The organism is Kaistella palustris DSM 21579 (assembly GCF_000422265.1).
GTDB classification, from domain to species: Bacteria; Bacteroidota; Bacteroidia; order Flavobacteriales; family Weeksellaceae; genus Kaistella; species Kaistella palustris.
Genome location: NZ_KE383813.1, coordinates 20,688 through 36,498 on the forward strand (window position 1 = coordinate 20,688; position 15,811 = coordinate 36,498).

General features: G+C 42.7%; 12 protein-coding genes. 3 read left to right on the forward strand and 9 right to left on the reverse strand.

Going from position 1 to position 15,811, the window contains the following annotated elements; translation table 11 throughout:
* The first annotated feature begins 77 nt into the window (after positions 1-77).
* Positions 78-1,031 carry a fasciclin domain-containing protein gene (locus H562_RS0112720; protein WP_027377858.1) on the forward strand — a complete coding sequence of 318 codons (954 nt, stop codon included), beginning with the start codon at positions 78-80 and terminating at the stop codon, positions 1,029-1,031.
* Between the two features lie 244 nt (positions 1,032-1,275).
* The gene (locus H562_RS0112730) at positions 1,276-3,663 is read left to right on the forward strand and encodes a TonB-dependent receptor (protein ID WP_027377860.1); all 2,388 of its coding nucleotides are present in this window, start codon (positions 1,276-1,278) and stop codon (positions 3,661-3,663) included.
* Positions 3,664-3,739: 76 nt separating this feature from the next.
* Here the strand turns inward: H562_RS0112730 and H562_RS0112735 are convergent, their stop codons facing one another.
* From H562_RS0112735 to H562_RS0112770, 8 genes are all read right to left on the reverse strand, one after another.
* The gene (locus H562_RS0112735; RefSeq protein ID WP_027377861.1) at positions 3,740-4,279 is read right to left on the reverse strand and encodes a lipocalin family protein; all 540 of its coding nucleotides are present in this window, start codon (positions 4,277-4,279) and stop codon (positions 3,740-3,742) included.
* A gap of 16 nt (positions 4,280-4,295) precedes the next feature.
* Positions 4,296-4,937 carry a ligase-associated DNA damage response endonuclease PdeM gene (gene pdeM / locus H562_RS0112740; RefSeq protein WP_051190506.1) on the reverse strand — a complete coding sequence of 214 codons (642 nt, stop codon included), beginning with the start codon at positions 4,935-4,937 and terminating at the stop codon, positions 4,296-4,298.
* Positions 4,938-4,965: 28 nt separating this feature from the next.
* Complete coding sequence (locus H562_RS0112745; RefSeq protein WP_051190507.1) at positions 4,966-7,443, reverse strand: ligase-associated DNA damage response DEXH box helicase; 2,478 nt, start codon at positions 7,441-7,443, stop codon at positions 4,966-4,968.
* Between the two features lie 47 nt (positions 7,444-7,490).
* On the reverse strand, positions 7,491-9,071 hold the full coding sequence (locus tag H562_RS0112750; protein ID WP_027377864.1) for an ATP-dependent DNA ligase: 1,581 nt from the start codon (positions 9,069-9,071) through the stop codon (positions 7,491-7,493).
* 77 nt (positions 9,072-9,148) lie between these two features.
* Positions 9,149-10,177: a ligase-associated DNA damage response exonuclease gene (locus H562_RS0112755; RefSeq protein WP_027377865.1), complete on the reverse strand. Its 1,029-nt coding sequence runs from the start codon at positions 10,175-10,177 to the stop codon at positions 9,149-9,151.
* Between the two features lie 156 nt (positions 10,178-10,333).
* The gene (locus H562_RS0112760; RefSeq protein WP_027377866.1) at positions 10,334-11,098 is read right to left on the reverse strand and encodes a TIGR03915 family putative DNA repair protein; all 765 of its coding nucleotides are present in this window, start codon (positions 11,096-11,098) and stop codon (positions 10,334-10,336) included.
* Positions 11,098-12,360 (reverse strand): putative DNA modification/repair radical SAM protein, encoded by a 1,263-nt coding sequence (locus H562_RS0112765; RefSeq protein WP_034691173.1) that lies wholly within the window; start codon positions 12,358-12,360, stop codon positions 11,098-11,100. The genes H562_RS0112760 and H562_RS0112765 overlap by 1 nt, the downstream gene beginning before the upstream one ends.
* Positions 12,361-12,438: 78 nt before the next feature.
* Positions 12,439-12,954 (reverse strand): pyridoxamine 5'-phosphate oxidase family protein, encoded by a 516-nt coding sequence (locus tag H562_RS0112770; protein WP_034691174.1) that lies wholly within the window; start codon positions 12,952-12,954, stop codon positions 12,439-12,441.
* A gap of 354 nt (positions 12,955-13,308) precedes the next feature.
* Between H562_RS0112770 and H562_RS0112780 the strand changes: the two genes are divergently transcribed.
* Entirely contained in the window at positions 13,309-13,953 is a 645-nt protein-coding gene (locus H562_RS0112780) for a MarR family winged helix-turn-helix transcriptional regulator (protein ID WP_027377869.1), read from the forward strand.
* An 84-nt stretch (positions 13,954-14,037) separates the two neighbouring features.
* Here the strand turns inward: H562_RS0112780 and H562_RS0112785 are convergent, their stop codons facing one another.
* Positions 14,038-15,804 carry an endonuclease gene (locus H562_RS0112785; RefSeq protein ID WP_027377870.1) on the reverse strand — a complete coding sequence of 589 codons (1,767 nt, stop codon included), beginning with the start codon at positions 15,802-15,804 and terminating at the stop codon, positions 14,038-14,040.
* Positions 15,805-15,811: the final 7 nt, after the last annotated feature.

Consider the following 15,811-nt stretch of genomic DNA (forward strand, 5'->3'; position numbering starts at 1 on the left):
TAGACAAATACTATTCTTTTATTTTGATATTAGAACATTTTTGTACTAATTATGTAGTCTAATTAAAAAATAAAATTATGAAAAATTTATTCAAAGCAATTGCGGCCATTTTCTGTGTCGTAATGATTTTCGTTTCCTGCGAAAACAGTGATGATCCTATGGTTGATATGCCAAAATCTATTTATCAGCTCGCCTCTTCAGACAGTGACCTGAGCAGTTTAAAAGCAGCAATCGATAAGGCAGGACTTTCTGCAACGCTGGACGGCTCAGGCAGTTTTACCCTATTTGCACCTTCAAATGCAGCTTTTACTGCATTCCTCACTGCAAATGGATTCGCAAGCCTTAACGACGTTCCCATTGCTGCTTTAAAGGAAATTCTGCTTAACCACGTTCTGGCTACAAAAGTAATGGCAGCGCAGGTTACAACAGGTTATGTTTCAACGCTGGCAAAAGGCCCGGCATCCGCCAGCAGAAATCTGAGTATGTATATTAGTACCGCTTCGGGCGTGAAAATCAACGGCGTTTCTACCGTTACCGAAACCGACATCATGGCGACAAACGGTGTAATCCACAAAGTTGATAAAGTGATTGGCCTACCAACAATTGTAACTCACGCAACTGCAAATCCGAATTTCAGTAGCCTTGCTGCCGCGCTTACAAGACCGGATATGCCGAACTTTGTTTCAATTTTAGGCGGAACTGTGAACTCACCTTTTACCGTTATGGCGCCTACCAATACAGCGTTCACCTCTTTACTTTCGGAGATAAGCTTGCCTGATCTTGCCTCAATACCGCAGCTGACTTTGGAAAATGTTTTAAAATACCACGTAGTTGCAGGAGCAAATGTGGCTTCTACCGACTTGGTAAATAATATGGTCGTAACTACCTTTCAGGGTGGGACTTTTAAAATTACCACCAATGGTGGTGCGAAAATTACAGATGCTCAGGGCCGTGTTGCCAACATCAATTTAACCGATGTGCAGTGTTCAAATGGTATCATTCACGCGGTGGATAAAGTGTTATTACCATAGTTTTTTTTAGTTTTTTCTTAGTGTTTTGGGATACATCTTTTTTAACAGAAGATGTATTCCTGTTTTTTAGCGTATAGATTTTGTTTCTCTTAATGATTTCGGCTTTGACATCAGAGTCCGGGCTGATTCCGATAAATTCCCGGCGAATACTTAGTTTTGCACCCTCGGAAAACTGCTGTTTCAAAATGAAGTACAGTTTCTTACCTTATCTTATTTAAAGTTCCTTTTTCGAAAAAGTAAATCAATGAAAAATTTCTTTCTGTTTATCGGTATCTTTATTTCGTTTTTATCGCTCGCGCAGGTTGGCTCGGTTAATATTTCCGTTGTTGATGAATTCAGCAAAAAACCTTTGGAAGCGGCTGTGAAAATTCGAAATACAGAAATTCAAAGTTCAGGAAAGGGAAGTGTGCAGCTGTCAGATATACCTACCGGCAACTATACGTTCGAGGTTTCTGCGGCGGGTTACGATGATGGTTATCTTTTCGATATTAATATCGTTCCCAACCAAAATCTGGCGCTTTCCATTGGCCTGAAAAAATCGAAAACGACCGATATCCAGGAAGTTGTACTTACACGAAAAACCTACAGGACAACGGCAGAAAGTCCACTTTCTCTCCGAAATATCACCAGCGAAGAAGTTCAGAAAAGTGCCGGATCCAACCGCGATGTTTCTAAAGCGATCCTGAGTTTCCCCGGCGTTGGGAGTACACCGACTTTCCGGAATGATCTCTTTATACGCGGCGGCAGTTCGGCAGAAAATAAATTTTATATTGACGGTATTGAGGTTCCAGTCATCAACCACTTTCAAACCCAGGGCGCTTCCGGCGGACCACGCGGGATCATCACGGTGGATTTTATTAAAGATGTCGACTTTTACAGCGGCGCCTTTCCCGCAAAAAGAAACGGCGTTCTTTCTTCGCTTTTTGAATTTAATTTAAAGCAAGCCCGAAAAGACAAGCTCGGCTACAAAGCAATTTTAGGTCTCGATGATATGCAGTTCATGATGGACGGTCCTCTTTCGAAAGACCAATCCTGGAGCGGTTTATTTTCAGTAAGAAAATCGAATCTCCAGTTGCTTTTCAAAGCGATCGGTCTGCCTTTTTTACCAAGTTATTACGATGCGACTTTCAAAGTTTCTAAAAAATATGCCGGCGGCGATGAACTGTATTTCCTGGGGTTAGGCGCAGTTGATGATTTTAAATTCAATGAAAATGCGAAAAAGACTTTATACAATCAAACTCTGATCGACCGTTTACCCGTTTCCCCGCAATGGAATTATACCTTTGGCGCAGGCTACAGACATTTGGTTGATAATGGAAACTGGCTTTTCACCTATAGCAGGAATATGCTCGACAACCAGGCGACGAAATATTACCGAAACCGCGAAACGCCGGAAAATCTCCTTTACGATTATAATTCCCGCGAAGCAGAAAATAAATTTCGTATCGACCGTAATTTCCAGCTGCAGGATTACCGTATTAGCACGGGCGGAAATATCAATTTTGCGCGGTATACCAATAATTCCACGATCAAGCAGGTGAACCAGAAAGAAATTAATTTTGATCAGATCAATTCACAGCTTAATTTGCTCCAATACGGATTTTACCTTCAGTCCTCAAAATTATTTTTTAATGATGCGCTTACCGTTTCTCTCGGTGCCAGAGTTGATGCCAGCAGTTATTCGGCGGAAACCGGCAATCCGCTCGATCAGTTTTCCCCGCGCCTGTCTTTAAAATATAAAATCGCAGAACGCTGGGCGGTAAATTTCAATTCCGGAATTTATTATCAGCTTCCTGCTTACACTTCTTTGGGTTATCGGCTTAATGAAGTCCTGATCAATAAAAATACTTTAAAATATATTAAAAACTCCCAGATCGTAGGAGGTTTAGAATATTCCGGTGAAAATAATCTGCGGTTTACCGCGGAAGGTTATTACAAAAAATACAAAAATTATCCCTTCTCACTGCGGAACGGAATTTCACTCGCCAACATCGGTGCCGACTTTTTCGTCGTGGGCAGCGAACCTGTAGATTCCCGCGGTTTTGGAGAAACTTATGGTCTCGAATTTTTAGCTCAAAAAAGAACAGTAAATAATTTCTACGGTATTCTGGCGTATACTTTTGGCTATTCCAAATTCAGCAATGCGGCAGGAAATTTATTGCCCTCGAGTTGGGATTCCCGGCATATCCTATCCGCTAGTGCGGGCAAATATTTTAGCAAAAACTGGAATTTTGGCGCCCGCTTCAGGTTACAGTCCGGGTTGCCGGAAACGCCGTATGATTTGAACCGGAGTTCACTGGTTTCGATCTGGAATATTGCCAACGGACCAGTGCAGGATTTTGCAAGGTTGAATACTCTGCGCGGAAATGTTTCGCATCAACTGGATCTGCGTGCAGAAAAGAAATGGGTTTTCCAAAAATGGCAGTTCACAACTTATGTGGATATCATTAATGTTTACGGCTCAAAAAATGCCAGCAATCTGCCTGTAGTAAATCTTCAGCGTAATGAACTGGGTGATGGAATTGTCGCGAATCCTTCTGCGCCGCAGGATCAGCAGGTTTATTTACTTGACGACGGAACTGCCGACCGCAATACACCGATCCCCTATTTCGGATTTATATTTGAATTTTAGAATAAATTAAGCACCAAGAAGCCCGGGGAAATTAATTCCGCAGGCTTTTAAGTTTCGCTTTCACTGTGCAGAAAGTCTAATTCTGCTCCACCCAAATAAGGTTTTCGGTTTTATATCCGAGCGCTTTTGCTTTTTCCAAAAACCTCTGTTTATAACTGTCCGGCAAAGTTTTTTCGCGCGAAAGAATCCAAAGATAATCGAGGTTATTTCCCGCGATCAACGCGTAAGTGTAATTTTCATCAATATCGATGACGTTATAGCCGGACCAGATCGGTTTAAAGAATGAAACTTTCAGGCGGCCTTCGGTGGGTTCATTTACAAAACGCGCTTCACCGATCGATTCCTTCCATTCATTTTTCACATAATCATAGCCACGGTTTTTAACTTCTATGTTTCCATTTGGCTTGTTGGAATATTCAGCAGTCACGTTGTTCAGGTTTTTCTCGAAACGGTAGTCGAAACGGGCGATCTCATACCATTTTTCCAAGAATTTTTTTGAATTAAAGCCCTGAACAGCTGTTGCGCCTTTTGGGATTTTCGCACCACACGAACTCAGGATCAAAATTCCTAAAAGTCCGATTGAAACAGGCAGGATCGCCTTATTTAGATTTTTCATTAAAGTAAATTTGCGTTTACACTTCAAAAATGGTGCCCTCGGTGAAAACTATATTTTTAAAATTTCCTTTTAATGTTTTCGTGTCCAGACCCGTGAATTTACTGAATGCCGGCAATACGATCTGGCTTTCTGACACGGCAAAACACGGCAGCCGGATACGTTCATTCCTGCCCTGCAGCACAAAACCCGGATGGATATGTCCGGAAATATAAAAGGACTCGTGACCGTAAATTTCGGGATCATGTGAAAAATGAAAAGGTGGCTGCAGAAGTTCGCGGTCATGACATTCCAAGCCCAGACCTTCATAAATTTCGCAGCTTAGGCGGTCGTGATTCCCTTTAATTAAAATAAATTCCTGCGAAAACTGATAGCGCCATTTTCTAAAGATTTCAAGGTCAGAATTATATCCGGCATGGAATAGGTCGCCAACGATGACGATTTTCTCCGCCCCGAAATACTGAATGAGATCCTCCAGCTTTTGCAGATCTGCATGTAAAATTTCAGAGGAAACCGCGATACCATTTTTCCGGAAATGTGCAGATTTGCCCACGTGCAGATCACTCACGATGAGCATTTTTTCCTCATTCCAAAAAAGTGCGCGTTGGTTGGTAAAGGTCAGGTTTACGTTTTGAATGGTTTTTTCGAGAATCTTCAGCATTAAATTTTATATAGAAACAGGGGTGTCATTATTTTTTACGGACCATCTGACTGATGGTTTTTCCTTTCTTCATTGCTTCGGCCTGCATCCTGCGGATTCTTTCGCCCAGGTCTTCACTGCTGAGCGACTGTCGGAGGCTGTCGACTTTGATGGGGAAACTGAGCGGCGTGAAAGCGTTTGCAAATTTGAGAATTATTTTGGACTTTTCTATCCTTTTAAATGCTTCCACCAGGCGCGCTTCATCGATCTGCTGATTGAAAACTTCTGCATAAGCCTGTTTTAAAAGGATGTTTTCAGAATCGTAATCCTCCAGAACATTAAAAATCAAACCCGCAGAGGCCTGCAAACTTTTGTTGTTTTTCTGCTGTCCGGGATAAGTCTGAATCACCAATCCCGAAATCACGGCAATATCGCGGAATTTGCGGCGTGCCATTTCAGTTGCATTGATGCTGCTCAACACGTCCTGAATCAGATTTTCTTTGGAAAGAATCTGCTGTATATTTTCGTCATTTAAAGGAATTTCCTGGGAACTCAACAGTTCAAAACCGTAATCGTTCATCGCCATCGAAAAAGAGATTGGTGTAATTTTCGAAATCCTGAATGCGATGAGTGCGGCCATGACTTCATGAATGAGCCGGCCTTCAAACGGATACATGAAAAGATGATAACCGTCGCGGGTTTTGATCAGTTCTACCAAAAACTCACCGAGCTTGGGAATATGCGAAAAATCCTGTTGGTTTGCCAAAAGCGGATGGAGGAATTTCAGTTCTTTTTCTGATGATTTTGCATCAAGCGACTGCGAAAGTTTCAACCTTAAAAACTGTCCGAGATAAGAGCTCAGCGGTAACCTTCCACCGAGATAACTCGGCACCATCGCTTTGCCTTTCGCATTGCGGCAGTACACGGTCATTTCTTTAATATGGGCAACTTCCAGAACGCGGCCCGCAAGAATAAATTTATCATCTTTTTTCATGCGCGTGATAAAATATTCCTCGATCATTCCAACATAACCGCCGCCCAAAATCTTTACTTTCAACATGGCATCGCTCACCATCACGCCAATATTCATGCGGTGCAGCATGGCAATTCTCCGGCTTGTCACTTTATATACTCCGTCTTCAATAACGACTTTATGAAATTCTTCGTAATTCTTGAAAGCACCGCCGCCGACCGTAATGAACCGCATGATCGAAGTCCATTCCGTTTCTGACATTTCCCGGAAAGCAAATGTATTTTTAATTTGATTAAAGGTTTCAGCTTCCTTAAAACCTTCGCCAACAGCTAAAGTGATCACATATTGCACGAGCACATCAAACGTCATGACCATGGGAACTCTCGGTTCGATGACCTTTTGCTTTACCGCTTCCTTTAACGCCGCTACTTCAATAAGTTCCAGGGAATGCGTGGGAACAAAATAAATTTTTGAAGTCTCAAAAGGTGAATGTCCGCTTCGTCCTGCGCGCTGCAGAAAACGCGCAACGCCTTTACTGGAGCCGATCTGGATCACGGTATCCACAGGTTTAAAATCTACGCCTAAATCGAGCGACGAGGTAGAAACGACCGCTTTAAGGTATCCGGAACTCAGATTTTCTTCGATCCAGATGCGCAGGTCTTTATCGATGGAACTGTGGTGAATGGCGATCTGGCCGGCAAAATCGGGGTGTTGCTGCAACAGAATCTGATACCACATCTCTGCCTGGCTTCGGGTATTTGTGAAGACCAAGGTAGTTTTGCTTGCGAGAATAATGGGAATAACTTTGTCAGCGAGTTTATGACCGAGATGTCCGGCCCAGGGCAGGATTTCGACTTCATTGGGTAAAACGGGAATGATATCGATCTTCTTTTTTTCCTTTGCAACAACTTTTGTCTTTTTGATTCTGTAAGGAATCAGCACTTCCAGCGCTTCATCCAGATTCCCGATGGTTGCGGTAATTCCCCAAATTCTGACTTTCTTTTGATACGAAACCAGACGGGAAAGAGCGAGCTCCGTTAAGACGCCGCGTTTACCGCCGAGGAGTTCGTGCCATTCGTCTACGGCGATGCATTTTAAGTTTTTAAAAAACCGCTGGTGATTTTTCTGCGCTAACAGGAGATGCATACTTTCGGGTGTCACCAGCAGAATGTCGGGCATTTTTTTTGTCTGTGCCGCACGTTCCGCAACGGGAGTATCACCATTTCTCACGCCAACAGTCCAGTCTAAGCCGATCTCATCTATAACGTCGCGCATGGCTTTTGCGATATCTTTTGCCAAAGCCCGCAACGGCGAGATCCAGATAAGTTTTAAACCATCGCCATACTTTTCAGGAAAATTTAAAAAATCAATGATAACCGCCAGAAAAACCGAATATGTTTTTCCAAATCCCGTGGGCGCCACTACCATTCCGCTGTAATTTTTATAATACTTTTCCCAGGTTTCCAGCTGAAAAGAGAAGGGCGAAAATTCTTTCGCCGCCAGCCATTTTATGATGATCTGTAAACCGTCGGTATTTTTAAAGTCGTTTTCCATTCAGCGGTAAGCAGGCTTTTTTTGTAAAGTCCCTGCGGTTAAAATTCTCAGGTAATTAATTTTTTCACTTCTTCGATATCATCAATTTCTGCTGCGGTCTTATCGCGCCGCCATCTTACAATCCGCGGAAATCGCAGGGCAACTCCACTTTTGTGTCTGTTGCTGAAACCTATACCTTCAAAAGCAATTTCGAAAACAAGTTCCGGTTTTACAGTCCGCACAGGCCCGAATTTCTCAAGTGAATTTTTCGTCACAAAGCGGCTGACTTCCATTATTTCTTTATCCGTCAAACCGGAGTAAGCTTTAGCAATGGTCACCAGTTGGTCTTCTTTTTTCACCGCAAAAGTATAATCGGTATAGAAACCACTGCGACGGCCACTACCCTTCTGGGCGTAAATCAAAACCGCATCGATCGTTAAAGGATCGACTTTCCATTTCCACCAGTCACCTTTTTTCCGGCCGGAATGATAATGGGAGTTTTTCTGTTTCAGCATGAGACCTTCGCTGTTGTTATCACGGGATTTTTCGCGGATTTCGGCAAGTTCTTCCCAATCTTTTGCAAGTACGATTTCTGATATCCTGATATTTTCAATGTCGGAATTGTCAATCAGTTCTTCCAGAATTAATCGCCTCTCAACCATTGGCTTTTCGCGCAGATCTTCGCCTTCGAGCTCCAGGATATCATAAACAAAGGTGGCGACAGGAATTTCCTTCATCATCTTCGCAGAAATGGTTTTCCGGTTCAGGCGTTTTTGAAGTTCATTAAAGTTCAAGACTTCATCATCTTTTACCGCCAGGATTTCCCCATCGAGCACAAAATCGCCATTGAGTTTCGAAAGTGCTTCTACCAGTTCAGGAAACTGCGGATTCACAAGTTCTTCGCCACGCGACCAGATAAAAATTTCGTTGTTCCTTTTAATAAACTGACCGCGGATGCCATCCCACTTAAATTCTGCCTGCCATTCTTCCAGATCACCAAGATCGGCAGGTTCCTTTTCCAGCGGATAAGCCAAGCAGAACGGAAATGGTTTGGAATTGTCAGGATTAATATTGGTGCCTTGGATCAGTTCCTCAAAATTGACATCATCAACCGTCCATTTTCCCATAATGCTGTGCATGAGCTGACTCGTGTCGATGCCTGAATATTTTGCCAGTGCATTGATGAGGAGTTTTTTTGAAACTCCAATGCGGAAACTGCCGCCGATCAGCTTATTAAAGATAAAACGCTCGGTATAATCCAGACCGTTCCAGCTTTCCAGAACATACTGCTTTTTTTCGTCGTCGGTTTTGGCTTTTAATTCCAACAATTCCGACATCCATTGATTTAATGATTTATCGATGATGTTTTCGGGAGCGGGTAAAATAAGTGAAAGCGTTTCGCCCAGATCACCTACGGAACTGTAACTTTCCAGAAAAAGCCATTCCGGTAGATGGGTAATTTCGAGCGCCCACTGTTTTAAATAATTGGTGTTGATGGGACGTTTCGGTCTTTTACCCGTAAAAAGTGCGAGAAACCATAACTTATCTTTGTCGGCAGCCACATTCAGGTAATTGACCATCGCATCGATCTTTGCGGTGGTTTTATTACTGCTTTCCAGGGATAAAATGAGTTCTGCGAAATGTTTCATTTTTTAAAAAAAATAGGAATCTGTAAATTCTAAAAAATTTTGTCTTAAATGGAGTTTCCAATTTCCATAATTGGTTTCTATTTTGTCTGTTCTTTCTGCGGTTCAACTTCCTCTTTTGCACTTTCTTCCTCGTCGCCGAAGTTGGTTTTGGCTTCGAAAGCTTCGATGCCGATCTCATTTAAATATTTTGAGAAAACAGCAGTCTGGCCGTGTGTGACATGAACTTTTTCAGCACCGGTAGCCTTTACAGTTTCCAAAAGTCCGCTCCAGTCTGCATGGTCGGAAATCGCAAATCCGGCATCGGCAGAGCGCCACCTTCTGGAACCGCGAACCTGCATCCAGCCGGAACATAAACCCGTTGCGCGGTTGGGAATTTTGCGGATCATATTACTGTCGAGCAGCGCCGGCGGAACGATCACAATTTCCTGATTTACCTTTTTCAGATCATCATTAAATAAAACAGTTTCATAATCCGGCAAATCAATGCCTACACTTTCGATGGCTTCATTTAAACGGCCAATTGAACTGTGTACGAATATCTTCCCAAAACCTTCCACCGATTTCATGATGCGCTGCGCCTTGCCCAGGGAATATCCCACAAACACAGAAGTTTTCCCCTGCTGGCGGTTATTTTCAACCCAAACCCGCAGCTGCTCCGAATATTGTGCCGGCGTAAGCCAGTTATAAATAGGCAGCCCAAAAGTGCTTTCGGTAATAAATTCATTGCAGCGAACGACATCAAAAGGTGTTGAAATGCCATCGTCCTGCACTTTATAATCCCCGGAGAAAACCGTGACATAACCTTTATATTCCATGCGGATCTGCGAAGAGCCTACAATATGCCCCGCAGGATGAAAGCTTACCTTCACACCGTTAATCATCAGCGGATCGTCATAACCAACGCTTTGCACGTCAATATCTTCACCAATGCGGATCTTCAGAATCGGTTTTGTATAGTGGTGACATAAATATTTCTTCATACCCCACTTTGCATGATCGCCGTGACCGTGCGAGATCACCGCTAAATCAACCGGCCGCCAGGGATCTATGTAGAATTTCCCGGGTATGCAGTAAAGACCTTTGCTGGTAAATTTGATCAGTTTCATACGCTTTCTTAGGAGTGTAAATTTCTTATGGATGCAAGCACCTTTATAGGCTTTTGCGGTCCGGTAAAAGCTGAAGCCATTTCCATACCAGTTGGCTGAAGATTGCAGTCGGCGGCCTGATAATTTCCATTAAGGGCGAGCTTTAACGCTTTGGTTTTACGGTTTTTCGGTCAGATATTTCCAATACCGTTTCGGCAGGGATTTTACATGAAGTTTTAAGTTTTTCCGTTCCGGAATATTGGTTTTGATAAAATACCGCTGCCACAGTTTCTGATAATTAATTTCTTCTTCGTGAAGTACACTTTCCGTTTTTGAAAGACTTGCAAACGAGAGTTCTTCCGGATAAAAGAATTCAACTTCCTTTAGATCATAATAAATGCCGTAATGCCTTTTCAGATCAAAGATCATCCACTTCTGATCGCGGTAGCGGTGTTTAAAATGCTTCAGGATTAATGGCAACAGGTTAAAATCAGGTTCAATTTTAGAAAAAAACACGTCATCCTGCAGTTTTTCAAAACGCACAAATGCGTGCATACGGTGGATTTCGCGACCTACTGATTTTACCGTTTTTGCAATTTCCATCATGTGCTCATCTGCAAAATTCTGAAGTACATTTTGGTTGGGGTTATTAACGGAATACCGCACGGCTTCAAGGATCAAGTTTTCCAACTCGGGCTTCTCGGAGAAATAGACCATCAGGAGTTTTGATATGCCATCTTTGCCAAGATTTGCTTTAATTCTGTTTAATACACGTTCCGATTTTTCTTCATTGAAAAAGACTTCGTGAAGCTCTGCAAAAATATTTTCGTGCAGATAATTTTCCTTGCTGATGATCGCCACGTCAGAAAATTTATATTCGAAAACCTCAAAAACAGCTGTGAGCAAACCGCCGAAACTGCCGTCGTAAATAACTGTGGTCATTAAAATAGTGAAAGCTGCTCAGAAAAAGGATTCTGAAATTTCGACTTCATCCCGTTTAAGATGATCTTCCGTAAGTTCTGATCATCGATGTATTTTGTAAAAATATTCTGACTTTCGAATTCAACAAAAAATTTAGCACGGTTTACGGCCACACCGATTTTTTTTAAATGTTCCAGGTTTAGTTTTTGAAAACGCCGCGCCTGTAAAATTTTATTAGTTGACTTTGTGCCCACGCCGGGAATGCGCAAAATCATTTCCTTGGACGCGGTATTGATATTCACCGGAAATTTTTCACGGTTCCGCAAAGCCCAGGCAAGTTTCGGATCGACTTCAAGATCAAGAAAGGGATTTGAACGTTCTACAATTTCATCAGCCGCGAAACCGTAAAAGCGCATCAGCCAGTCAGCCTGATACAAGCGGTTTTCGCGTAACATAGGAACCTGCGAATGCACAGACGGCAACCGCGCATCTTCGAGCATTGGCACGTAGCCGGAATAATAAACGCGTTTTAGGTTAAAGTTTTGGTAGAAATGGTCGGCAACCTTTATGATTTTCAAATCGGTCTCATCGGTGGCGCCCACAATCATTTGCGTAGACTGGCCGGCGGGTGCGAATTTCGGTACCTTCCGGAATATCTTTTTTTCCTCTTTATAAAGGATAAGTTCATTTTTAATAAAGCCCATCGGTTTGATCATCTGATCATGCGATTTTTCGGGTGCAAGAAGTTTCAATCCTTTTTCGGTCGGAATTTCGAGATTAATTGAAAGGCGGTCGGCATAAAGACCTGCTTCCTTCATAATTTCGTCACTGGCTCCCGGAATGGATTTTAAATGAATATACCCATTGAATTTATGTTCTGTACGCAGTTTCTTGGCCACGCGAACCAGCCTTTCCATGGTGGTGTCGGCATCTGTAAATATACCGGAGCTCAGAAAAAGTCCTTCAATATAATTTCTGCGGTAAAAATTTATGGTAAGATCCACCACTTCTTCTACTGTAAATGCTGCGCGTTTGATATCGTTGGATTTTCTGGAGACGCAGTATGCGCAGTCGTAAATGCAGTGGTTGGTCAGCAGGATTTTGAGCAGTGAAACACAGCGTCCGTCCTCGGTGTAGGAATGGCAGATTCCGCTGGCATGGCTGTCGCCCAAACCGCCGTTTGAATTTTTGCGGTTCCCGCCACTGGAGGAACAGGAAACGTCGTACTTTGCGGCATCTGCAAGTATTTCGAGTTTTTCTTTTATGCGGTCGAAGTTCTTCATTATGTTAAATAGCAACTGCCAAATATAAAAGGAAATATGCTGAAATTGTAACGACAGTTGCTAGTTTTTGTAGCATATTTAGATTTCCAAACCGCCTTCTATTCCACCGTCTTCATTCCTGCTGCCTGTGACTGCGGCGAAAACCATCTTTGCCATGGCAAAAACCTTATTGTCTTTGGTTTCATAGTAATATCCATCCTGCGCTTTTACACCAATCACGGTCACACGCGGATCATCTTTGCCGTCGAACCAGGCGTTGGCAAAGTCTGACCAGTATTTTTCGATAAGTTCCCTGTCTTTAGAAATCGAGGCGTTACCTTTTATAAAAACATATTCGTAAGATGAACCGTTCATAAAATAAAGCTGCACCTGCACATCTTCCTGAATATTGCGGTTGTGCTCACTTTCGGATGAACTGATGAACCATAAGATTCCGTTCTCATCAACTTCCTGCAAGGTCATCGGAACGCTGTGTGTATCTTTTCCGATTTTAGTAGAAAAAAAACAGGTTCTGGCCTCTTCGGCAAGGTCCTTAATTTTTTTGATCGCCGCATTGCCGGCCAGATTTTGGTGTGGAGATTGTGCTTGTCCCATAATCGTAATTTTTAAGGTTAAAGAAAGTGGTTATCATTCAGATATCTTTGCTGAAAAGAAATTTTAATTCAAATAGATCAGGCAAGAAATTCTCTGTAATAATCCAAATCAGAAAAGCAAACATTAGTCCAAAAGCATTCTAATTAGATGATTTAATAAAAAATTAATACCTTCTGTGGTTGCCTGCCGGTTTTGCGCCGCAGCCTGATTTAGCTCGTGTGTGGCCACCAAAAAAGAAAAACTGCTTTGTAACTTTTTAATTTAAATGTAACTTTACGCTTGCTTTAGTTGTAGGTTTTGATATTGTAATAGTCTACTGATCACCTTCGGCTGCAACTTTAATTTATACCACGTATGAACATAGAATTACTCATCGAGATTTTAAAGGATCTGCAAAGTTTTGAAGAAAGTGCTGCCTACACGAATACTGCCAAGGTGGAAGATTTTCGGAATTTCCTTAATGAAAAAGCATACGAAAAGGAAAATCCCACGAACCTGACCGAAAAATATGATCTGGAGGTCTACGATCTGGAAAATGAGATTGCAAAACAGGTCATTCTGCTCGGCCGTTATTCCAAACATCTTATTAAAAAAGCTCTTGAAAATAACAGTAATCTTGTAAATGACGATTTTACCTATCTGTTTCGCCTGATGGATTACGATTCTTTAACCAAAAGCCAGCTTATCGAAAAAAACGCGCACGAAAAACAGTCGGGAATTGAGATCATCAAACGGCTGGTAAAAAACGGCCTTATCTCTGAAAAGCCCGATAAATCCGATAAAAGAAGTGTGCGTATTTCGGTAACAAAAAAAGGAAAGGAAGTTTTTTTCGAAACTATGAAAGACATTACAGTCGTTTCTAAGATCATGTCGGGCAAACTGAACGCCCGCGAAAAGGCAACGCTTCTATCATATCTTAAAAAGCTCAACACTTTTCACCATACCATTTATCTGAATCTCAGAAACGAAAACCTGGCCGAAATTGAAAAACTGGTCTGAGTTAACTCAAAAAAATACGACGCAATTTTCATCAAAAAAAGCCGGAAGAAAAATCTCCCGGCTCTTTGCTAATATCTGAACGATCTAGTTTACAATGATTTTTGCAGACTGTGTTTTCGTCGTGATAAAATAAACGCCTTTTGGTAAATGGGTCAGACTTATTTTTTGTTTGTTGTTCACATTCAGAACAGTTTCTAAAAGCTGGCCAGTCAAACTGTAGATCTTCACCGTTTCGTTGGAACTGATTCCGCTGATAACGAACTCGCTGTTTTTTACCGGATTCGGATATACCGAAATTTTCTGGGTGTTCGGCGATACATTTTCTGCTCCCATCGGCGTATAACAAGTCCACGAAAGATTATCAAAAGAAACCCTGTTACTGGTGGTTTGGTCGATCAGCTCAATCACTACGTCGCCTGCCACATTTATATTTTCAATAGTCTGTGTTTTCGCAGTCTTTGAATACGGGATCTGGCCTTTTACAACGCCATTGATCAGCAAAGTATAATTCCCTGCAGAATCGGAAAACGGCAGATAGGTTTTCACTTTCAGTGAGCCAATTCCACCGGAAATCACCGATGATTTAAGGGAACCTTTCTTAATGCAGATGGCTTTGTTCGTATCCCCGTCAATGTAAATCTGCTTATCTGTACGTGCGTTGGTCGCATTCCACACAATTCCGTTACCAGACCAGGTTCTGTCTGCGTAAGTAGATGCCGGCGGATTACTGCCGGTTGACGGAACATTTTCGAAATCTTCGGTACCGCAAGTAGTTCCTTCGCCGGATGTTCCCGCGGGAAGTGTAGTTCCCTGAACCGTTAAACTTACCGGTGATACGTTGCCCGCCGCATCTTTGGCCACAACATGAAAGCTGTATGTAGTTTCCGGAGTAAGACCGGTCACGTTAGCGCTTGTTGTTCCAACCGTTGCGTAAATATTGCCATCGACAAAAACCGAATATGCGGTAACACCGATATTATCTGTTGCCGCAGTCCACGAGAGGGAAATTCTGCTGGCTGTAGTTTCGGTAACTGCTAAATTTGCCGGCGCGGTTGGTGCTTCGTCATCAGTTGCTGCGCCGCCGCTGAAAGTGTCGGGCCAGGTGTTTTGCGCATCCGGTCCGCCCCAGATCACAGTGGCAAGATAAGGATTATCAATAAAGGGATTTCTGTTTTTCTGTGTGGCTGCTACCACATTATTACGCTGGATCTCAAATTCAGAAACCGGATCTTCAATATTCCATTTCAACAGAATATCAGGGAAATCCGGTGAATAAGTACTTGGATTCATTGTAATGTTCAAAGGCAGACATCTTTGATTGTATCGAACGTACATATACATAAGGATTCGCGCCACATCGCCCTTCCATTCATCGCCGGGAAACCAGCCACCGCGGCTTGTTCTGTAGGCAAGAGCGCCCAGGCCGTCATCAAAAGAAAGATTACCGCGCGTGCTGTTCAGCGTATTATCAGCCGGACGCAGGTGGTGACCGTCGGCGCCCGGACCGGAAGTGCCAAGGTTCGGCGTACCTTTCGACTTGGCATACACATGTTCGCGGTTCCAGCTGCCGTTGATACTCCGGCTCCGCTGATGCGTACCCGAAGTCGCAGAACCATAAATCAAAAGCAGGTTACCGGGTTGCTCCGGATCGGCATCGCTGGATTTAAGCAAAGTCTGCAGTTCACTGTAGGAAATTGTTTTGGTGTGCGTAGATGTAATTAAAGCCGCAAGGTCAGCTTTTAAAGCATTTTTGGTTTTGGCAAAATCTACACCCGAATAGTAAGCCGGCGCGGATTGCGCATGCATTAAAAACGAGAGAAGAAGCCCTAAAAAGGTAAATTTTACTTTCATGTTTATA